We start from the raw sequence: 18,887 nt of genomic DNA, 5'->3' as shown, positions 1-18,887 counted from the left end.
GTGCGCGGGCGCAGGGCCGGTGCCAGACTGCTGGCATGACCGCGCGCACCGGAAAGCCGAAGACCGTCGACGAGTACTTCGCCGGGCTGGACGGCCCCGCCCTCGAGCTCGCCCAGCAGCTGCGCGAGCTCGCGCGCGAGGTCGTCCCCGAGGCGAGCGAGCAGCTGAAGTGGGGCAACATCGCCTGGGTGCATCCGCAGGGCATGATCCTGTTCGTGGTCAGCACCCACGCGAAGCACGCGAACGCGGCCTTCACGCCCAGCACCCGCGAGGCCTTCGATGCGCAGCTGGAGGACTTCGAGACCGGCAAGGGCACCGTGAAGCTCCCGTACGGGCGGCCGGCCCCGGTTGACCTGCTGCGCGAGATGATGCGTCATCGTCTCCGTGAGTACGAGGTGGACGGCGTCACCTGGAGGTAGGGGACGCCGGCACCGGCATCGTGCGGATGACGGGAGGGCCCGGGATCATCCAGATGATCCCGGGCCCTCCCGTCGTCCGATACGGCGACCGCTCGCGCGGTTACCGGCTCACTTCACGAGGCGGATGTTCATGGGGTAGTTCCACCACTGGCGGTCGTTCGCCTTCACGGCGCCCATGATCGCGAAGATGATGTGCAGGACCGCGGGGACGGCGACCACCACGAAGAGGAACGAGAGGATCCCCAGGGAGATCAGGGCGAGGATCCCGCACACGATCGTCAGCACGATCTCCGCGATGACCACGGCGATCGCCGCATTGAGCGCCTCGGCCGCGTTGAAGCGGATGAAGCGGTTGCGGTCCTTGAAGACCAGGAAGATGATCAGCGGCCCGAGCCAGCCGAGCGTGCCGAAGCTGACGATGTACCCGATCACCACGGCGAGCTGCGCGAGCATCGACCACAGCTTCACGTCGGACTCGGCCGTGGGCTGCCCGGTGAGCGGCCCCGGGTACACGCCCTTGATGTGCGGAGGGGGAGTGTTCGACCAGTCGCCCGCGGGGGTCGGGCCCGGGATCTGCTGGTAGGCGCCCTGCTGCCCACTCGCACCCTGCGGGTATCCGGTGTTCTGCGCGTACCCGGAGTTCTCCTGGTATCCGCCCTGCCCATCGGCGGGGTTCGGGTGAGCCGCGCCCTGGGGGCCGGCCTGCCCGGAGCTCTGCGCGGGCCCGCCGTGGCCGTAGCCGTAGCCGCTCTGCTCACCGTTCGGAGCCGCGCCCGCGGCGGACGACTGCGTCGCTTCGCCCGCGCCGTAGGGAGACGCCTGCCCAGAGGGGGAGGCCTGCCCGTACGGAGTGGCCTGCCCGTACGGAGAGGCCTGCCCGTAGGGCGACGCCTGGCCGTACGCCGAGGACTCGTCGGACGCCGTCGCCGGATCCGGAGCCGGTCCCCAGGTCGGGTCCGATGCCTGTCCGTCGTCCGCCGGACGCGGAGCGGAGAACTCGTTCTCCACGGCGTAGGCCCCGCCCTCGTCGGCGGACGTGCCGTCCGCGGCGCCCGCCGAGGGCGCACCGTCCGCGGCGATGCTCTCTGCGGTCGCACCGCCGCCGGGCGCATCCGCCCCCTCGGCGCCGGGGGCGCCCTCGGGTGCGGCGTCGGCCTGTGGGCGGCCGGCAGTCCACGCGCTCTCGTCCGTGCCCTCCTGCGTCGGCCGATACGGGTCGACGGGTCCGTTGTTCTCGCTCATGGGATCGCTCCTCGTCCGGTTCGATCGCTCCGCAGCGCGGTCGCGCAGGCCGAGCGGGTTCACGTGCGCCACGAGCCTATCGGGCGGATCACGACCGCGCGCGGGGGAGTTCCGCGGCGTCCCCCGGGGGAAAGCCCCCGATCGCCGGGCTCAGGACTCGGTGGTCACCCAGTCGATGAGCTCCTCGATGCGTCCGGAGAGGGTCGGCTCGACGTCGGCGTAGGAGCGGACCGTCGAGAGGATCCGCTGCCAGCCCTCGGCGATGTCGGCCTGCTCGGCGTGCGGCCAGCCGAGCGCCCGCAGCGTCCCCACCTTGATGTCGGTGCCGCGGGGCACGTGGGGCCATGCCTGGAGTCCGACGCGCGCGGGGCGCACGGCCTGCCAGACGTCGACGTACGGGTGGCCCAGGATCAGCACGTTCCCGCGCGCCCCGGGAAGACGCATGGTCTCCTCGGCCAGACGCGTCTCCTTCGAGCCCTTGACGAGGTGGTCGACGAGCACGCCCAGGCGCCGGCCCGGGCCGGGGGCGAAGTCGCGCACGCGTTCGGCGAGGTTGTCGGCCCCGTCGAGCATCTCGACGACCACGCCCTCGATGCGCAGGTCGTGGCCCCACACCTTCTGCACCAGCTCGGCGTCGTGCTTGCCCTCGACCCAGATCCGCGAGGCGCGGGCCGTGCGGGCCTTCGCGCCCTGCACGTAGACGGAGCCGGAGGCCGAGCGCTGCCGGGCAGGGGCGGCGGCCGCGGCGCGCTGCGGCGGGACCAGGCGCACAGGTCTGCCGTCGATCATGAAGCCGGGGCCCATCGGGAAGCCGCGGCGCCGGCCGCGTCCGTCCTCGAGCTCGACGACGAGCTCGCCGGCGATCTTCTCGAGGCGCACGATCGCACCGGTGAAGCCCGAGGACGCCTCCTCGACGACGAGATCCCGCTGCGCGGGGACATCGGCGGCCTGCGGGGCGCGGCGGTGGTGGGAGGGCGCGGGCGAGGAGAGGACGTCCTGGCCGTAGCGGTCGGGGAAGGATCGCGGTGACACGGCCGACACCGTACACCGGTGGCGAACGCCTCTCGTGGAGCGGCGTCGGTGACGCGTAGGATTGGCACTCGGAAGCGAACAGTGCCAGCGCATGGGAGGTGAGCACGTGGAGGAGCGCAGGCTGCAGATCCTGGGCGCGATCGTCGAGGACTACGTCGCCACCCGCGAGCCCGTGGGCTCGAAATCCCTGCTGGACCGCCACGATCTGGGGGTCTCGGCGGCGACGGTCCGCAACGACATGTCGCTGCTCGAGGAGGAGGGGCTGATCACCCAGCCCCACACCTCGGCCGGTCGCGTGCCCACCGACAAGGGCTACCGCGCCTTCGTCGACCACGTCGCCGCGATCAAGCCGCTGTCCTCGCCGGAGAAGCGGGCGATCCGCTCCTTCCTCGACGACGCCGGCGATCTCGACGAGCTGCTGACGCGCACCGTCCGTCTGCTCGCCCAGCTCACCCACCAGGTCGCCCTCGTGCAGTACCCGGCGGTGCGGCAGGCCCGGGTGCGCCACGTCGAGCTCGTGAAGGTGGCCGACGCGCTCCTGCTCGTCGTCCTCATCACCGAGTCCGGTCAGGTCGACCAGCGCACCATCCCGCTCCTCGCGGGACGCTCCTCCGAGTTCGACACGGACTTCTACGCGGACCTGCGCGCGCGCATGAACCAGGCGGTCGTCGGCCGCGAGGTCACCGATCTCCACGGGCCGCTCGCCGAGCTCGTCGGCCGCAGCCCTGCCGCGGTGCAGGAGGCGTGCCGCGAGGTCGTCGACGCCCTGCTGGGGCTCGCCGACAGCCGCACCGAGGACCGCATCATCATGGCCGGCGCCGCGAACCTCGCGCGCTCGGCCGGGGACTTCACCACCCAGGTCGAGCCCCTCCTGGACGTGCTCGAGGAGCAGCTCGTGCTGCTGCGCCTGCTGGGCTCGATGCGCGCAGAGCCCGGAGCCGTCGAGGTCCGCATCGGCCAGGAGATCCCCGAGCACGCGCTCACCCAGGCGTCCCTCGTGGGCGCCGGGTACCGTGACGGCTCGCACCTGGCGATCCTGGGCCCCACCAGGATGGACTACGTGACCGGCATCTCGACCGTCCAGGCCCTCGCGCGCTACGTCTCCCGCTTCCTGGGTTGATGCTCGTCCCCGAGATGAGGCACCCGACGCTTCCGCCCGCGCCCCACCGAACCACCGCCACAGCAAGGACCCCTTCGTGAACGACGACTACTACGAGCTGCTCGGCGTCAGCCGCGAGGCCTCGACCGACGAGATCAAGAAGGCCTACCGCAAGCTCGCCCGCACCCTGCACCCGGACGTCAACCCCGACCCCGAGGCGCAGGAGAAGTTCAAGCGGGTCTCCCAGGCCTACGAGACCCTCTCGAACCCCGACCGCCGTCGCCAGTACGACATGGGCGGCGGCCCCGGCATGGGCGGGTTCCCCGGCGGGGCGTCCTTCGACTTCTCGGACATCTTCGACATGTTCGCCGGCGCCTCGGGCATGCGCGGCCGCGGACAGGGCCCCACCCCGCGCCAGCGCCGCGGAGGCGACGTGCTGCGGCGCACCGAGGTGAGCCTGCGCGACGTCGTCTTCGGCACCGAGCAGGACGTCACCTTCCGCACCGCCGTCACCTGCGACCGCTGCCAGGGCTCCTGCTGCGAGCCCGGCACGAGCCCCACCCGCTGCACCAACTGCAGCGGCAGCGGCCATGTCCAGCGCGTCGCCCAGTCGCTGCTCGGCCAGATGGTGACGATGGCGCCCTGCCCCGTCTGCGGCGGCCACGGCGACGTCATCGAATCCCCCTGCACCCAGTGCTCCGGCCACGGTCGCACCCCCAGCGAGCGCACGGTGACCGTGCGCATCCCGGCGGGCGTCGAGGACGGCACCCGCATCCAGCTGCGCGGTGAGGGAGAGGTCGGGGAGGCCGGCGGCCCCGCGGGCGACCTCTTCGTGGAGCTCTCCGTCGCTGAGCACGACGTCTTCGTGCGCGAGGGCTCGGACCTGGTCACCCGTCTGCGGATCCCGATGACCGCCGCCGCGCTCGGCGCGAGCATCCCCCTGGAGACCTTCGACGGCGAGCGCACCGTGGAGATCCAGGCGGGCAGCCAGCCCGACGAGGAGATCGTCCTCAAGGGCCTCGGCGTCACCCCGCTGCGCCGCAGCACCCGCGGCGACATCCGCGTCGAGCTCGACGTGCAGATCCCCACCCGGCTCGACGACGAGCAGCGCGAGCTGCTCGAGAAGCTCGCGAGCGTCCGCGACGAGGAGAAGCCCGCCGCCACGTCCGGCCGGCGCGGATCCCACGGCGTGTTCGGCAAGCTGCGCGATCGCCTCCGCGAGCGCTGAGACCCGATCCGCCGAGGAGCCACGCCGTGCCCGACACCCCCGCCGCCTTCCTGGTGCTCGACGACGCCCTCGCCGCGCTCGGCGAGGGCTCGATGTACGACCTCGCGGGCGAGGAGGGCAGGCATGCGGCGAAGGTCGCGCGCATCCGCGCGGGGGAGCGGATCCTGCTGAGCGATGCGGCCGGCCGTCAGGCCCGCGCCGAGGTGACCGAGGCGCGCAAGGAGGAGCTGTCCCTGCGTCTGCTCGAGGCGCCCTCGGATCCGGTGACCCGCGCACCGCGCCTCTCCCTCGTGCAGGCGCTGGCCACCGGCGGACGCGACGAGCAGGCGATCGAGTCGGCGACCGAGCTGGGCGTGGACCGGGTGACGCCCTGGATCGCGCACCGCTCGGTGTCCGTCTGGAAGGGCGAGAAGCTGCGGAAGGGCCATGCCCGCTGGGAGAACACTGTGCGTGCGGCCGTCAAGCAGTGCCGTCGGCGCGGGATCCCCGTGGTCGACGAGGCGCGCACGAGCGCCCAGCTCGTCGAGGATCTGCGTGCGCGCTCCGCGGCGGGCGCCCTGCTCCTCGTGCTGCACGAGCAGGAGTCGGTGGGGCTCATGGGACTCGCCGAGGAGCTGCGGGCCCTCCGGTCCGACGAGGTGCCTGCCGCTGTGCCCGAGATCGTGGTCGTCGTCGGCCCCGAGGGCGGCATCTCCCCGGAGGAGCTCGCGCAGTTGAAGGAGGCCGGGGCGCGATCCGTGCTGCTGGGCCCCGAGGTGCTGCGCTCCTCGACCGCAGGCCCCGCGGCCCTCTCCGTGATCAGCGCACTCATCGGCCGCTGGGGCTGAGAGCGGCCCTCTGAGCGGGCTCGATGTGTGGCCCGACCCCGGGGCACGCACCGAATGTCCTTGTGTGCTGGGTCACGCCATGGAAGCCTAGCGACCCATGTCGCTGCGCGCCGCTCCGTCCCTCCCCTCCTCGATGATCCGGCGCACCGTGATCCCACCGGGCGTCCCGCTGTCGACGGGATCGGGGACCGACGGCGGAGCGGCGGCCGGGATGCTCGGCGGATGATTCGCGCCGAGCACCTCGTCAAGGAGTTCTCCCGGCCCGCGCGCGTCGAGGGGCCCCTGTCCTCCGTGCGCTCGCTGTTCAGCACGCGCCGCGTCCTCACCCGCGCGGTCGACGACATCTCGCTGCGGATCGACGACGGCGAGATCGTCGGCTATCTCGGCCCCAACGGAGCCGGCAAGTCCACCACCATCAAGATGCTCACCGGCATCCTCGTGCCCACCTCCGGGCACGTCGAGGTGGAGGGGATCGTGCCCTGGAAGGACCGGCGTGCGAACGCACGCAACATCGGCGCCGTCTTCGGCCAGCGCACCCAGCTGTGGACCGACCTGCCCCTGCGGGACTCCTTCGAACTGATCTCCCGGCTCTACGGACTGGGACGCGAGGACTACCGCCGAGCCCTCGACGAGTTCGTCGACCTGCTGGACATGGGGTCCTTCATGGACACCTCGGTGCGCTCGCTCTCCCTCGGCCAGAGGATGCGCGGCGACATCGTCGCGGCGATGCTCTACCGTCCGCCCGTGCTGTACCTCGACGAGCCCACTGTCGGGCTCGACGTGGTCGCCAAGGTGCGCATCCGCGAGTTCATCGCCCAGCGCAACCGGGACGCCGGCACCACAGTGCTGCTGACCACGCACGACATCGCCGACATCGAGCAGCTCGCGCACCGGGTGGTGATCATCGATGAGGGGCGGATCCTCTACGACGGCACGCTCGCCCAGCTCCGTCGGGAGTACGCGCCCTACCGCGAGATCGTCGTGCGCACGCGCGAGGAGCCGACGCTCGCGCACGTCGGCGACATCGAGCGCACGACCACCCGGCCCGACGGCGACGACCACCTCACTGCCTTCCGCTTCGACCCGGAGCGGATCCCCGCCCCGGCAGCGATCAGCAGGCTCTCCGACGCGCTCGAGGTCCTCGACATCACCTCCCGCGAGCCGGGCGTCGAGGACGTGATCCGCCGGATCTACCTCAGCGGGAGCGTCGGACGGAGCGGCCGATGACATCCGGCGCGCAGACCATCCCTGCGCAGGACACGCCCCTCGGGGGCAGCTCCTTGCCACTGCCTCTCGCGGCGCGCGCGCTCGCTGCCGCCTGCGGGCAGTCCTGGCGCTCGCAGTTCGTGTTCCGGGCCTCCATGTGGAGCGGCATCGTCGGGGCCGTTCTGCAGGTGATCCTCGTGCACCTGGTGTGGACCGCGGTCTACGGCAGCCGGGAGAGCGTCGCCGGGGTCGACCAGTCCGTCGCGATCACCTATGCCGTCCTCGGCGTGCTCGCCACTCTCGTCTTCCAGCCCTTCGTCTTCGACACCCTATACGGCAGGCTGCGCACCGGCGCGATCGCTTTCGACGTGATGCGGCCGGTCTCCGCGGTGCCCATGGCTCTGGCCCAGCAGCTCGGCTCGAGCCTCGCGCAGCTGCCCGCCGCCGGCTGCGCGCTCGTCGTCGGACTCGCCCTCGGCGCCGTGGATCCTCCGCCCACGCTCGCCTCGGGCGTCGCCTTCGCGGTCTCGATCACGCTGGGCCTCGTGATCGCCCAGATCATGAACTTCACCGTGGGCCTCGTCGGCTTCTGGACGCTCGAGGTCGGGGGCGCATTCCTCGTCTACCGCATGCTCGCCCAGTTCAGCTCCGGAGCGCTGATACCGCTGTGGTTCATGCCGGGCGCCCTGCGCGCGGTGCTCGGCTGGCTGCCGTTCTCCGCGCAGATCTTCGTGCCGATCTCCCTCTACGTGGACCCCGACCCCGGGTGGCACACCGTCAGCGCGATCGGCGGCCAGCTGCTGTGGATCGGACTGCTGATCGTGCTGGCGGCGCTCGTCTGGCGCCGCGCGATCCGACGGTTGGTGATCTTCGGTGGCTGAGACGCACGGAACCTCGGAACCCGCCGGGCCGACAGGGGCCGCGCGTCGGGCCGAGACCCTCGCGAGACCCGTCCCCGCCTGGCGCACGTACACGATCCTGGTGCGCGCGACCTGGCGCAGCATGCGCGTGCACCGCGTGAACCTCGCGATGACGTTCCTGGGCAGCGCGGCGCTGCAGGGCACGCAGCTCGCCTTCATCGGCGTGCTGCTGAACGCATTCGGCGCCATCGCCGGCTGGAGCGTGGGGGAGGTCGCTCTCCTCTACGGGCTGCGTCTGACCGCGCACGGTGTCTGCACGATCAACTTCGGCCAGCACCGCGGGAGCGCCCAGGCGATCCGCGACGGCATCTGGGACCGCTTCCTGCTGCGGCCCGCGCCGCCGCTCATGCAGCTGCTCACCCGAATGTTCAACCCGGGCACGATCGGCGACCTGGTGCTGGGCCTCGCGATCCTCGTGACCGCCGCCGGGATGGTCGACGTCGCCTGGACGCCGGGCCGCATCGTCTACCTCGCCCTCGCCGCGATAGGCGGCGGCCTCGTGGAGGCGGGCATGCAGATCGCGATCTCGGGACTCGACTTCCGCTGGGGGCCGATCACTCGCGTCAAGGACACGATCGACCGCATCCTCACGGACTTCGGCGCCTACCCGATGAGCATCTTCGGGGTCGTCGGCGGCTGGCTGCTGACGGCGCTGATCCCGCTCGCGTTCATGGCGTACCTACCGATCACCGTGGTGCTCGGACGGGCCGACGAGGCGGTGGTCCCGTCGGCGGTCGCCGTGCTCTCGCCGCTCGCGGGGCCCGTGCTGCTGGTGGCGGGCGTGCTCTGCTTCCGCCTCATGTCCCGCTGGTACACGAGCCCCGGGAACTGAGGCCCTCCGCCGACCGGGTCCCCGCCCGCGCCCGGACACAGGCGGGCCCGGGACCCCTCGGGGATCCCGGGCCCGCCCGGTGGTCGATGCCGCTGCTCGCGGCTGCGCGCATTCCTGCGCGCGCCCTGCGGTTCAGGCGGCCGGCTGCAGCGCCTTCTCCTCGAGGGAGGCGAGGTCCGCGGCCAGACGCGCCACCTTCTCCTCGCCGACGAACAGCTCGCCCTCGAGCGAGAGGTCCTCGCGGAAGCCGAGCCCGAGCGTGTCGACGACGTCGGCGCCGACGCGGGTCATCAGGGTCTCCAGGAGGGGGAGCACCTCGTTCGCGGCGTTCCACCCGTAGCCGATGAGCAGAAGCGGCAGGCCGCTCCACTCGCCGTAGAGGAAGTCGACGGCGTTCTTGAGGGCGCCGGGGTACGAGCCGTTGTACTGGGGGGTGAGAATCACGGCGGCATCGAGGGCGGCGATGCGCTCGCCCCAGGTCCGGCCGTGGTCGGTGGTCTTGTCGGCCCCGGACTTCGGGGACTGCGGCTCGTCGAAGGCGGGCAGCGCGACCTCGCGCAGATCGATCAGGTCCACCTCGAAGCGGTCGTCGACCGCATCGGCGACCCAGCGCGCCACGTGGTCGGCGACGCGGTTCGGGCGGGCGCTGGAGAGGATGATTCCGAGCTTGGGCATTCCGGGGACCTCACGAAAATAGTTGACAACTGAACCAGTCGGGGCCAGTCAACTCCTTGGCACCCTCGAAAGCCAGGATCATGAACCAGCTGTGGTCGACCCCACGCGCACGCCCCGTCGGCCCGCGGCCCGTAGAATCGAGACCATGATGAGCACCGAGCCCGCCAGCGCCCCGACGCCCGGCTCCGCGGCCGCGATCCGCGTCGACCCCGAGTGCGTCTTCTGCAGGATCATCGCGGGGGAGATCCCCTCCGAGCGCGTCCACGAGGACGAGTCGGTGATCGCCTTCAAGGACCTCTCGCCGAAGGCGCCCGTCCACGTCCTCGTCGTGCCGCGCACCCACCTGCGCGACGTCCGCGAGCTCGCGGACGAGCCGTCCCTGCTGGCCCACGTGGCCTCCGTGGCCGGCGACCTCGCCGCCGAGCTCGCGGACGGCGACTTCCGCCTCGTCTTCAACACCGGCGCACAGGCCGGCCAGACCGTCTTCCACGTGCACGCGCACGTGCTCGCGGGCGGAGAGCTCGCAGAAGGAGAGATGTGAGCGACCCCGCCACTCCCGCACCGGGCCCCGAGCCCGCCCTCACCGAGAGGCACCTCTCGATCCCCGACCACCTCAGCCCCCTGCAGGTGCTCGGCGAGTCCGACAGCGCCCTGGACGCCCTCGAGGGGGCGGTCCCCGAGGCGGACATCGTCGTGCGCGGTCACCGGGTCACACTGCGCGGCACCGCCGACGCCGTGCGCCGCGGCGAGCACATCGTGCGCTCGCTCATCCAGATCGCGCAGCAGGGCCAGACCGTCACCCCCGAGGCCGTCGGCCGCGCGGCCGCCCTCTACGGCGACGAGCGCGCCGCGGGCGAGCGCATCGACACCGTCCTCTCGCAGGCCGTGCTCTCCTCGCGGGGGCGCACGATCCGCCCCAAGACCCTCGGCCAGAAGCAGTACATCGACGCCGTCGAGAACTCGACCGTGACCTTCGGCATCGGCCCCGCCGGCACCGGCAAGACCTACCTCGCCGTCGCCGTCGCGGTGCGCATGCTGCTGACCAAGCAGGTCGACCGCATCATCCTCACCCGGCCCGCGGTCGAGGCGGGGGAGCGGCTCGGATTCCTCCCGGGCGGCCTCAACGAGAAGATCGATCCCTACCTGCGCCCCCTCTACGACGCGCTGCACGACATGCTCGACCCCGAGTCGATCCCGCGCCTGATGGGCGCCGGCACCATCGAGGTGGCGCCGCTGGCGTACATGCGCGGGCGCACCCTGAACGACGCCTTCATCATCCTCGACGAGGCCCAGAACACGAGCCCCGAGCAGATGAAGATGTTCCTCACCCGCCTCGGCTTCAACTCGACGATGGTCGTCACCGGCGACGTCACCCAGGTCGACCTGCCCGGCGGCCAGCCCAGCGGGCTCAAGGTCGTCGAACAGGTCCTCCAGGGGATCGACGACATCTCCTTCTGCCGCCTCACGCCGCAGGACGTCGTGCGCCACCGGCTGGTCTCCGAGATCGTCGAGGCCTACGGCCGCTGGGAGATCGGCGGCCGCGACGCCCGCGGCGGTCCCGGCGGCACGGGAGGGCGCACGAACAGGGGCTCCTCTGGGGGCCGCGGAGGATCCGGCCAGCGCCGGCACGAGAGCAGGAGCACCGGCCGATGAGCATCGAGGTCCGCAACGAGACCACCACCCGCATCGACGAGCGGGAGTTCGTCGACCTCGCCCGCTTCGTGCTCGAGAAGATGCGGATGCACCCGCTCACCGAGCTCTCCATCCTCTTCGTGGACGAGTCGGCCATGGAGCAGCTGCACATCCAGTGGATGGACGAGCCGGGGCCCACGGACGTGCTGAGCTTCCCCATGGACGAGCTCACGCCGGGCACCGAGGACCAGGCCGCCCCCGAGGGCCTCCTCGGCGACATCGCGATCTGCCCGAGCGTCGCCGCCAAGCAGGCCGCCTCCTCCGGGCACAGCGCGGTCGAGGAGATGCTGCTGCTGGCCACGCACGGCATGCTCCATCTCATGGGCTACGACCACGCCGAGGAGGACGAGAAGAAGGTCATGTTCGACCTCCAGCGCCGGCTGCTGCTCACCTTCCTCTCCACGCGCGGCCAGGACGCCGAGTGACGGCGCTGCTCCTCGTCCTCATCCCGCTGGCCGTGCTCGGCATGGTCTGCGGCGGTCTGCTCTCCGCGGCGGACGCCGCTCTGCTGGGCACCTCCCGCGCGGCGCTCGAACGCCACCTCGAGGAGGCCGAGGCCCCCGAGCGCGTGCGCCGACGCGTGCTCCACCAGCACGAGGACGCCCCGCACACCCTCGCCGCGATCGGCCTGGGCCGCGTGATCTCCGAATCCATCATGGCCGTCGCGATCACCGCGATCGTGTTCGAGACCATGGACGGCTGGGTGCTGCCCACCCTGATCTCCGTGGCGATCGCGGTCGTCGGCTCGTTCCTCGTGGTCTCGGTGTCCCCGCGCACGGTGGGACGGCGCCGGCCCGAGCGCTTCTCGACGCTGCTCTCGGGCCTGATCGGCGTGGTGCGCAGCCTCCTCGGCCCGCTCGCGCGCCTCATGATCCATGTGGGCTCGGCCTTCACACCCGGCGGCAAGATCTCCGGCGGCCCGTACGCGACCGAGGCGGAGCTGCGCCAGTACGTGGACCGGGCCATGGAGAACGAGGAGCTCGAGGACTCCGAGCGCGACATGATCCAGGGCGTCTTCGACCTCGGCGACACGCTGGTGCGCGAGATCATGGTGCCGCGCACGGACATCGTCACGGTCACCGCGGACACGACCGCGGAGAAGGCCATGCGCCTGTTCGTCCGCTCCGGGTACTCCCGGATCCCCGTGGTCGGCGAGACCGTCGACGACCTCCAGGGCGTCCTCTACGTCAAGGACGTCATGCGCACGATCCACTCCCCGTGGGATCCCCGCCCCGAGCGGCCCGTCGCCGAGATTATGCGCGCACCGATGGTGCTGCCCGAGTTCCTCGGGGCCGACGAGGTCCTGCATGCGATGCAGACCCGTCGGGTGCACATCGCGATCCTGGTCGACGAGTACGGCGGCGTCTCCGGGATGGTCACCATCGAGGACGTCCTCGAGGAGATCGTGGGCGAGATCGCGGACGAGCACGACCGCGCCGAGCTGCGCATCGAGGACCTCGGCGAGGGCGTGTTCCGCGTCCCGGCGCGCGAGAGCATCGGGGCCGCCGGCGAGCTCTTCGGCCTGGACATCGAGGACGAGGACGTCGACACCGTGGGCGGCCTGCTCGCCAAGGCGCTCGGGCGGATCCCGATCCTCGGCGCGGAGGCCGACGCGCTGGGCCTGCACCTGGAGGCCGACCGCACCGGCGGGCGCCGCAAGCAGCTCGCGACCGTGCTCGTCAGCCGCACACCCAAGGACGAGCGCGAGGACACCCGTACCGGCGCGGTGCCCGTGATCGCCGCGCACGAGGACGAGAGCGGCGACGCCGTCTCCGAGGAGGAGCACCATGGCTGAGAGCAGCATCGGGAGCGGCGAGGCCGACGGTCCTCTCGAGCACCGGGCGGGGTTCGTCGCGCTCGTGGGCCGGCCGAACGTCGGCAAGTCGACGCTCACCAACGCCCTGGTGGGGGAGAAGGTCGCGATCACCTCCTCCAAGCCGCAGACCACGCGCCGCGCGATCCGCGGCATCCTCACCCGCGAGGACGCCCAGATCATCCTCGTGGACACCCCCGGCGTGCACCGCCCGCGCACGCTGCTGGGGGAGCGCCTGAACGACCTCGTGCGCGAGACGCTCACCGAGGTCGACGTGGTGGGCTTCTGCCTTCCCGCCGATCAGAAGATCGGCCCCGGCGACCGCTTCATCGCGGAGGACCTCGCCGAGATGCGCCAGGGCCGGCGCGGCCCGAAGGTGGTCGCGATCGTCACCAAGTGCGACCTGGTGCGACCCGAGCGGATCGCCGAGCACCTCATGGACGTCGACCAGCTGCTCGACGTCGACGCGATCGTCCCGATCAGCGCCGTCACCGGACGGCAGATCGACGACCTCGTGGGCGTGATCGCCGGCCTCCTGCCGGAGAGCCCGCAGCTGTACCCCGACGGGCAGCTCACCGAGGAGAGCGACGAGGACCGCATCGCCGAGCTCATTCGCGAGGCCGCCCTCGAGGGCGTGCGCGACGAGCTCCCGCACTCGATCGCCGTGGTGGTCGAGGAGATCGCCGAGACCGATCCCGACGGCGATCCCTTCGCCGAGGTCGCCCCCGGAGAGGGGCGCCTGGTGGTGCGGGCGAGCCTCTTCGTCGAGCGCGACAGCCAGAAGGGCATCATCATCGGCCGCGGCGGCTCGCGGCTGAGGGAGGTCGGCGCGCACGCCCGCGAGGGCATCAATGCGCTGCTGGGCCGGCGGGTCCACCTCGACCTGCGCGTCAAGGTCGCCAAGGACTGGCAGCGCGACCCCCGCCAGCTCGGGCGGCTCGGATTCTGAGACGGGGATCGGGTGCGCCGCGCCGGGTGTACGGTGTCTCACGTGCTGGGAACGATCCTCCTGCTTAGCCGCCGCGTCGAGGCCTGATACGCCGGGACCTCGCCGCGGCTGCTCCTCTGCCCACCCGGCGACCCGCATCAGCAGACGAAGGATCTTCCGTGAACACCACTGCGACCAGCACCTCTCAGCCCTCCGCCTCCGGCGCGAGCGCCCCGTCGGCCCCCGCTGATCCCCGCACCGACGCGCACACCGGCGAGGTTCCCCCGGTACCGGCCCGCGCCGCGATCGCGGACCCGTCGCTGCCCGTCGTCGGCTCCGACGGCGAGGCGCCCCAGCAGCCCTCGGGCATGCCGATCCACAAGTACCTGCCCTTCCACGAGCAGATCCGCGCGGAGCTGCCCGATCGCACCTGGCCCGACGTGCGTATCACCCGCGCCCCGCGCTGGTGCGCGGTCGACCTGCGCGACGGCAACCAGGCCCTCATCGACCCCATGAACGCCGAGCGCAAGCTGCGGATGTTCGAGCTGCTCGTGCGCATGGGCTACAAGGAGATCGAGGTCGGCTTCCCCGCCGCGAGCCAGACCGACTTCGACTTCGTGCGCACGCTCATCGAGGAGGACCGGATCCCCGAGGACGTCTCGATCCAGGTGCTTACCCAGTCCCGCGAGCACCTCATCGAGCGCACGTACGAGGCGATCGCCGGAGCGAAGCGGGCCGTCGTCCACCTGTACAACTCGACCTCGATCGTGCAGCGCGACGTGGTCTTCCGCTCCGACGAGGACGGCGTGCTCGACATCGCCGTGCAGGGCGCCCTGCTCTGCAAGAAGTACGAGGAGACGGTCCCGGACACGCAGATCACCTACCAGTACTCGCCGGAGTCCTTCACGGGCACCGAGCTCGAGTACGCCGTGCGCGTGTGCAACGCGGTCGCCGAGATCATCAAGCCCACCCCTGAGCGCAAGATGATCGTGAACCTGCCGGCGACGGTCGAGATGGCCACCCCGAACGTCTACGCCGACTCGATCGAGTGGATGAGCCGCCACCTGGAGCCCCGCGAGGCCATCGTGCTGTCCCTGCACCCCCACAACGACCGCGGCACGGGCGTCGCCGCCGCCGAGCTCGGCTACATGGCCGGGGCCGACCGCATCGAGGGCTGCCTGTTCGGCAACGGCGAGCGCACCGGCAACGTGGACCTGGTGACGCTGGGCCTGAACCTGTTCAGCCAGGGCGTGGACCCGCAGATCGACTTCAGCGACCTCGACGAGGTGCGCCGCACCGTCGAGCACTGCAACCAGATGCGCGTGCCCGAGCGCGTGCCCTACGGCGGCGACCTCGTGTTCACCGCCTTCTCCGGCTCCCACCAGGACGCCATCAACAAGGGCCTGGACCGCATGGGCGCCGACGCGGAGGCCGCCGGCAAGGACATCGACGACATCGTGTGGCGGGTGCCCTACCTGCCCATCGACCCCAAGGACATCGGCCGCTCCTACGAGGCCGTGATCCGCGTGAACTCGCAGTCCGGCAAGGGCGGCATGGCCTACCTGCTGCGCACCGAGCACGGTCTGGACCTGCCGCGCCGTCTGCAGATCGAGTTCTCCGGCATCGTCCAGAACATCACCGATTCCGAGGGCGGCGAGGTCTCCGCGGCCTCCCTGTGGGACTGCTTCACCGACGAGTACCTGCCCGCGCAGGACCCCGCCCGCACCTGGGGGCGCTTCGGCTTCCACGGTGTGCACCAGGAGTCCGCGGGCGAGGGCTCGGACCGCATCACCGTCGAGCTGCGCGTGGTCGACCACGAGGAGACCGTCGAGGGGTACGGCAACGGCCCGCTCGACGGCTTCGTCAAGGCCCTGGCCGGCCAGGGCGTGCAGCTGCGCATCCTCGACTACGCCGAGCACGCGCTGACCGAGGGCGACGACTCCCTGGCCGCCTCGTACATCGAGTGCGAGATCGGGGACCGGATCTTCTGGGGCGTCGGCATCGACGGCTCGATCACCCGCGCCTCGCTGCAGGCGATCGTCTCGGCGCTGAACCGGGCCGAGCGCGCGAAGGGCTGACCGGGCGCGGCATGGTGCCGAGGAAGGGGCCGACGGGGCATTCCCGTCGGCCCCTTCGTGCCCTCTGGAGACGGCCTTCTCGGCCCGACGCGGCCTCCACGGGCCGCTGGTGGCGAGCCGTGCCCTATACGCCATGGCTCCCCACCAACGGCCCTTCCACGACACCGCACGGCCGGCGCACGGGGCCGACCTCTGGCAGGCCGCCGCTCTCCGCGTGCCCTCCAGCTCCCGGAACCTGAGTAGGCTCGCGCCATGGCCCATGAGGTGAAGACGAAGCCCACGCAGGAGGACCCCGTCGCCTACTGCGCCGCTCTGCCGACTTCTCGGCGGCGCGACGAGGGCGCCCGTCTGCTCGACCTGTTCGGCGAGGTGACCGGGGCGACGCCCGTCATGTGGGGCCCGAGCATGATCGGCTACGGCGAGAGGGAGTACCGCGGCCGGACCTCGCACGGCACCTGGTTCCGGGTCGGCTTCAGTCCCCGGAAGGCCGCGATCTCCCTGTACGGCCTGCAGGATCACGCACGGTCGGCGCCGCTGCTCGAGACGCTCGACAAACACCGACAGGGCGCGGGCTGCGTGTACGTCAACGGCCTCACGGACGTCGACGAGGACGTGCTGCGCGAGCTCGTCGCACTCGGCTGGAGCAGCGGCACCGCGGGCTGCTGACTCGGCGCGGACCGGACCCGGCGGCCCTCAGGGACGGTCAGGCCCGCCGACGTCGTCGGCCTCGCGCTCCTGAGGGTCGAGGACCGGGAACTGCCCGGTGACGGCCTCCGGCTCGGCGATCGCCTGCACGGACAGCGCGGCGGGGTACTCGTCGACCGGGAGCGTCTCGAGCTCGCCGTCGCTCGGCGCGGGGCGGCCTTCCGCCCGGTCCGCATCGTCCGCGCCGCGGGACTGGGCGCGCCGGGCGGTGATCGTGGTTCCTGCGCTCGCGGCGACCACGAGCACCACGGCGAGCAGCCCGTAGACGGTGGGCACCTGCGCGAGCAGGACGAGCCCGGCGATCGTGGCGATCGCCGGCTCGAGGCTCAGCAGGATCCCGAACACGTGACGGGGCAGGCGCCGCAGCGCCGCGAGCTCGAGGGTGTAGGGGATGACCGAGGCGAGCAGGGCGGTGGCCACGGCGAGCAGCAGCAGCCCCGGGCGCGTGACGGCGGTGAGCGCGCCGCCCGCACCGAGCGGGAGGAGGGCGAGAGCCCCGATCGCGAGTGCGACCGCGAGGCCGCCCTGACCGGGGACGTGCCGACCCACGTGCGCGCTCGCGAGCACGTAGAACCCCCAGAACACGGCGGCGATCAGCGCGAACAGGACGCCGATGGGATCGAGCGCCCCGGCACCCGCGAGGCTCTCGAGCCCGAACATCCCGATCCCCGCCAGGGCGAGCACCACGCAGGCCAGATCGGCGACGCGGCGCGAGAGGATCGCCGAGAGCACGAGCGGGCCCAGGAACTCGATCGCGACCGCGGTGCCCAGCGGGATCCGCTCGATCGCCGCGTAGAAGCTGCCGTTCATGGCGCCCAGTGCGAGGCCGAAGGCGAGCACTGCACGCCACTGCCCGCCATTCCAGCCGCGCACGGCGGGGCGCACGAGGACCAGCAGGACGATCGCCGCGATCCCCAGGCGCAGGCACGTCACGCCCCACGAGCCGAGCGCGGGGAACAGCTGTGCGGCGAGCGCCGCCCCGAACTGCAGCGAGGTGCACGAGCCCAGGATCATGAGCACAGCGGGAGCGACGGGGGACGCGGGGGAGGGCTGCGCGGGTGCGGTCGAGGCGGCACCGGGCTGGGCGGCTGCGGTGGAGGGCGCGGACGAGGAGGTCACACATCGATTCTCCGCGCGATCACCGGCACGTGGAAGATCAGCAGCGCGAGGATTCGTGCGCGATATCGTGAAGCGTTGCTGAATGGTAGCTCGAAGGCCCTCAGGAGGTCCGATGCTCCACCTCTCCCGGCTGCGCACACTGCACGAGCTCGCGCGCCTCGGGACCGTCGGCGCGGTCGCGCGCAGCCTCGCGTACTCGCCGTCCGCGGTCTCCCAGCAGCTCGCCCAGCTCGAGAAGGAGACCGGTGCGCGCCTCACCGAGCAGATGGGCAGACGCCTGGTCCTCACCGACGCGGGACGCCTGCTCGCCGAGCACGCCGCGGTGCTCCTGGAGGGCGTCGAGCGCGCCGAGTCGGACCTCGCAGCGACCCGGCCCGTGCTCTCGGGAGTGCTGCGGGTCGCCTCCTTCCAGTCGGTCATGCTCTCGCTCATCCCTCCCGCGCTCACGGTGCTCTCCGCTGCACATCCCGACCTGCAGATCGAGGTCCACCAGCGCGAGGTCGAGCCCGCGTACGAGGGCCTGCTCGCCCATGAGTTCGACCTCGTGCTCGGCGAGGAGTATCCCGGGCTCGACGAGCCGCACAGGCCGGGCGTCCAGCGCGAGCCCCTGCTCGAGGACCCGCTCCTGCTGGCCGTCCCGTCGTCAGGGCCCTGGTGCGAACCGGCGCGGATCGAGGATCTCGCCGACGCCAGCTGGACAGCGGACCCGGAGACCGTCATGCCCGGGGTCTGGGTGCGCAACCACCTGCGCCGGCTGGGCCTCGAGCCGCGCGTTCGCTTCGAGACCATCGACCTGCTCCTGCAGGCCCATCTGGTGCGCTCGGGGCACGCGGTCGCGATCCTCCCCGGGCTCGTGGCGCGCGAGCACCTGGGACCCGCACGGCTCCTCGAGCTCGCCGGCGCGCCGCGCCGTCGGCTCCACACGGCGGTGCGCAGCGGCCGCCGCGACCATCCGGCCACACGCGCGCTGCGCACGGCCCTCGCCGAGGCCGCCGCCACGCTGGATTCCGCGGTTCCGCCGAAACTCTCTTGAGATCAAGATAAAGTGGGCTCGCATCGCACCGCACCCACG

The 18,887-nt window shown here is 71.9% G+C and carries 20 protein-coding genes; 16 read left to right on the top strand and 4 right to left on the bottom strand.

All coding sequences use genetic code 11. The annotated features are described in order from the left end of the window. The first annotated feature begins 35 nt into the window (after positions 1 to 35). Positions 36 to 419, top strand: a complete 384-nt coding sequence (locus ACFQ53_RS03950; protein WP_377855600.1) for an iron chaperone — start codon at positions 36 to 38, stop codon at positions 417 to 419. Between the two features lie 108 nt (positions 420 to 527). Here the strand turns inward: ACFQ53_RS03950 and ACFQ53_RS03945 are convergent, their stop codons facing one another. Further along, on the bottom strand, positions 528 to 1,661 hold the full coding sequence (locus tag ACFQ53_RS03945) for a DUF4870 domain-containing protein (protein ID WP_377855597.1): 1,134 nt from the start codon (positions 1,659 to 1,661) through the stop codon (positions 528 to 530). A gap of 150 nt (positions 1,662 to 1,811) precedes the next feature. Then, positions 1,812 to 2,702 (bottom strand): DUF3097 domain-containing protein, encoded by an 891-nt coding sequence (locus tag ACFQ53_RS03940; RefSeq protein ID WP_377855594.1) that lies wholly within the window; start codon positions 2,700 to 2,702, stop codon positions 1,812 to 1,814. Positions 2,703 to 2,784: 82 nt separating this feature from the next. Here ACFQ53_RS03940 and hrcA point away from each other — a divergent pair, with 82 nt between their 5' ends. The 7 genes from hrcA to ACFQ53_RS03905 all read left to right on the top strand — a co-directional run bounded on the left by hrcA (position 2,785) and on the right by ACFQ53_RS03905 (position 8,805). Continuing rightward, on the top strand, positions 2,785 to 3,813 hold the full coding sequence (gene hrcA, locus ACFQ53_RS03935) for a heat-inducible transcriptional repressor HrcA (protein ID WP_377855591.1): 1,029 nt from the start codon (positions 2,785 to 2,787) through the stop codon (positions 3,811 to 3,813). A 76-nt stretch (positions 3,814 to 3,889) separates the two neighbouring features. Next, positions 3,890 to 5,020, top strand: a complete 1,131-nt coding sequence (gene dnaJ, locus ACFQ53_RS03930; RefSeq protein WP_377855588.1) for a molecular chaperone DnaJ — start codon at positions 3,890 to 3,892, stop codon at positions 5,018 to 5,020. Positions 5,021 to 5,046: 26 nt separating this feature from the next. After that, positions 5,047 to 5,847, top strand: a complete 801-nt coding sequence (locus tag ACFQ53_RS03925) for a 16S rRNA (uracil(1498)-N(3))-methyltransferase (protein WP_377855585.1) — start codon at positions 5,047 to 5,049, stop codon at positions 5,845 to 5,847. 97 nt (positions 5,848 to 5,944) lie between these two features. Further along, on the top strand, positions 5,945 to 6,073 hold the full coding sequence (locus tag ACFQ53_RS03920; protein ID WP_377855582.1) for a hypothetical protein: 129 nt from the start codon (positions 5,945 to 5,947) through the stop codon (positions 6,071 to 6,073). Then, positions 6,070 to 7,074, top strand: coding sequence for an ATP-binding cassette domain-containing protein (locus ACFQ53_RS03915; RefSeq protein ID WP_377855579.1), 1,005 nt, complete (start codon positions 6,070 to 6,072; stop codon positions 7,072 to 7,074). The genes ACFQ53_RS03920 and ACFQ53_RS03915 overlap by 4 nt, the downstream gene beginning before the upstream one ends. Next, positions 7,071 to 7,934, top strand: a complete 864-nt coding sequence (locus ACFQ53_RS03910; RefSeq protein WP_377855576.1) for an ABC transporter permease — start codon at positions 7,071 to 7,073, stop codon at positions 7,932 to 7,934. Before ACFQ53_RS03915 ends, ACFQ53_RS03910 begins: the two co-directional genes overlap by 4 nt. After that, a complete protein-coding gene (locus ACFQ53_RS03905) occupies positions 7,927 to 8,805 on the top strand; it encodes an ABC transporter permease (protein WP_377855573.1) in 879 nt (292 codons plus the stop codon). The genes ACFQ53_RS03910 and ACFQ53_RS03905 overlap by 8 nt, the downstream gene beginning before the upstream one ends. Positions 8,806 to 8,937: 132 nt before the next feature. Here ACFQ53_RS03905 and ACFQ53_RS03900 read toward each other — a convergent pair whose 3' ends face one another. Next, positions 8,938 to 9,480: an NADPH-dependent FMN reductase gene (locus ACFQ53_RS03900; RefSeq protein WP_377855569.1), complete on the bottom strand. Its 543-nt coding sequence runs from the start codon at positions 9,478 to 9,480 to the stop codon at positions 8,938 to 8,940. Between the two features lie 148 nt (positions 9,481 to 9,628). Here ACFQ53_RS03900 and ACFQ53_RS03895 point away from each other — a divergent pair, with 148 nt between their 5' ends. The 7 genes from ACFQ53_RS03895 to ACFQ53_RS03865 all read left to right on the top strand — a co-directional run bounded on the left by ACFQ53_RS03895 (position 9,629) and on the right by ACFQ53_RS03865 (position 16,657). After that, entirely contained in the window at positions 9,629 to 10,021 is a 393-nt protein-coding gene (locus ACFQ53_RS03895; RefSeq protein WP_377855657.1) for a histidine triad nucleotide-binding protein, read from the top strand. Next, positions 10,018 to 11,133, top strand: coding sequence for a PhoH family protein (locus ACFQ53_RS03890; RefSeq protein ID WP_377855566.1), 1,116 nt, complete (start codon positions 10,018 to 10,020; stop codon positions 11,131 to 11,133). Before ACFQ53_RS03895 ends, ACFQ53_RS03890 begins: the two co-directional genes overlap by 4 nt. Next, a complete protein-coding gene (gene ybeY, locus ACFQ53_RS03885; protein ID WP_228358367.1) occupies positions 11,130 to 11,597 on the top strand; it encodes an rRNA maturation RNase YbeY in 468 nt (155 codons plus the stop codon). Before ACFQ53_RS03890 ends, ybeY begins: the two co-directional genes overlap by 4 nt. Continuing rightward, entirely contained in the window at positions 11,594 to 12,967 is a 1,374-nt protein-coding gene (locus tag ACFQ53_RS03880; RefSeq protein ID WP_377855561.1) for a hemolysin family protein, read from the top strand. Before ybeY ends, ACFQ53_RS03880 begins: the two co-directional genes overlap by 4 nt. Continuing rightward, positions 12,960 to 13,934, top strand: coding sequence for a GTPase Era (era, locus tag ACFQ53_RS03875; protein WP_249479691.1), 975 nt, complete (start codon positions 12,960 to 12,962; stop codon positions 13,932 to 13,934). The genes ACFQ53_RS03880 and era overlap by 8 nt, the downstream gene beginning before the upstream one ends. Before the next feature lie 347 nt (positions 13,935 to 14,281). Beyond that, a complete protein-coding gene (gene leuA / locus ACFQ53_RS03870) occupies positions 14,282 to 15,991 on the top strand; it encodes a 2-isopropylmalate synthase (RefSeq protein ID WP_377855654.1) in 1,710 nt (569 codons plus the stop codon). 252 nt (positions 15,992 to 16,243) lie between these two features. Next, positions 16,244 to 16,657, top strand: coding sequence for a DUF1801 domain-containing protein (locus ACFQ53_RS03865; RefSeq protein ID WP_377855557.1), 414 nt, complete (start codon positions 16,244 to 16,246; stop codon positions 16,655 to 16,657). 27 nt (positions 16,658 to 16,684) lie between these two features. On the opposite strand, the gene ACFQ53_RS03860 is transcribed toward ACFQ53_RS03865, so the two are convergent. Then, positions 16,685 to 17,815 carry a DMT family transporter gene (locus ACFQ53_RS03860; RefSeq protein ID WP_377855554.1) on the bottom strand — a complete coding sequence of 377 codons (1,131 nt, stop codon included), beginning with the start codon at positions 17,813 to 17,815 and terminating at the stop codon, positions 16,685 to 16,687. Positions 17,816 to 17,927: 112 nt separating this feature from the next. Here ACFQ53_RS03860 and ACFQ53_RS03855 point away from each other — a divergent pair, with 112 nt between their 5' ends. After that, the gene (locus tag ACFQ53_RS03855) at positions 17,928 to 18,848 is read left to right on the top strand and encodes a LysR family transcriptional regulator (RefSeq protein ID WP_377855551.1); all 921 of its coding nucleotides are present in this window, start codon (positions 17,928 to 17,930) and stop codon (positions 18,846 to 18,848) included. The last annotated feature ends 39 nt before the right edge of the window (positions 18,849 to 18,887 follow it).

The organism is Brachybacterium sp. NPDC056505 (genome assembly GCF_042794925.1).
Lineage (GTDB): Bacteria > Actinomycetota > Actinomycetes > Actinomycetales > Dermabacteraceae > Brachybacterium > Brachybacterium kimchii.
The sequence above is the reverse complement of the archived record's forward strand: the minus strand, read 5'-3'. Positions and strand labels throughout refer to the sequence as shown.

Coding starts and splice junctions, on each gene's coding strand:
- ACFQ53_RS03950 (WP_377855600.1), top strand. CDS start 36: ATGACCGCGCGCACCGGAAAGCCGAAGACCGTCGACGAGTACTTCGCC.
- ACFQ53_RS03945 (WP_377855597.1), bottom strand. CDS start 1,661: ATGAGCGAGAACAACGGACCCGTCGACCCGTATCGGCCGACGCAGGAG.
- hrcA (WP_377855591.1), top strand. CDS start 2,785: ATGGGAGGTGAGCACGTGGAGGAGCGCAGGCTGCAGATCCTGGGCGCG.
- ACFQ53_RS03920 (WP_377855582.1), top strand. CDS start 5,945: ATGTCGCTGCGCGCCGCTCCGTCCCTCCCCTCCTCGATGATCCGGCGC.
- ACFQ53_RS03915 (WP_377855579.1), top strand. CDS start 6,070: ATGATTCGCGCCGAGCACCTCGTCAAGGAGTTCTCCCGGCCCGCGCGC.
- ACFQ53_RS03910 (WP_377855576.1), top strand. CDS start 7,071: ATGACATCCGGCGCGCAGACCATCCCTGCGCAGGACACGCCCCTCGGG.
- ACFQ53_RS03900 (WP_377855569.1), bottom strand. CDS start 9,480: ATGCCCAAGCTCGGAATCATCCTCTCCAGCGCCCGCCCGAACCGCGTC.
- ACFQ53_RS03895 (WP_377855657.1), top strand. CDS start 9,629: ATGAGCACCGAGCCCGCCAGCGCCCCGACGCCCGGCTCCGCGGCCGCG.
- ybeY (WP_228358367.1), top strand. CDS start 11,130: ATGAGCATCGAGGTCCGCAACGAGACCACCACCCGCATCGACGAGCGG.
- era (WP_249479691.1), top strand. CDS start 12,960: ATGGCTGAGAGCAGCATCGGGAGCGGCGAGGCCGACGGTCCTCTCGAG.
- leuA (WP_377855654.1), top strand. CDS start 14,282: ATGCCGATCCACAAGTACCTGCCCTTCCACGAGCAGATCCGCGCGGAG.
- ACFQ53_RS03865 (WP_377855557.1), top strand. CDS start 16,244: ATGGCCCATGAGGTGAAGACGAAGCCCACGCAGGAGGACCCCGTCGCC.
- ACFQ53_RS03855 (WP_377855551.1), top strand. CDS start 17,928: ATGCTCCACCTCTCCCGGCTGCGCACACTGCACGAGCTCGCGCGCCTC.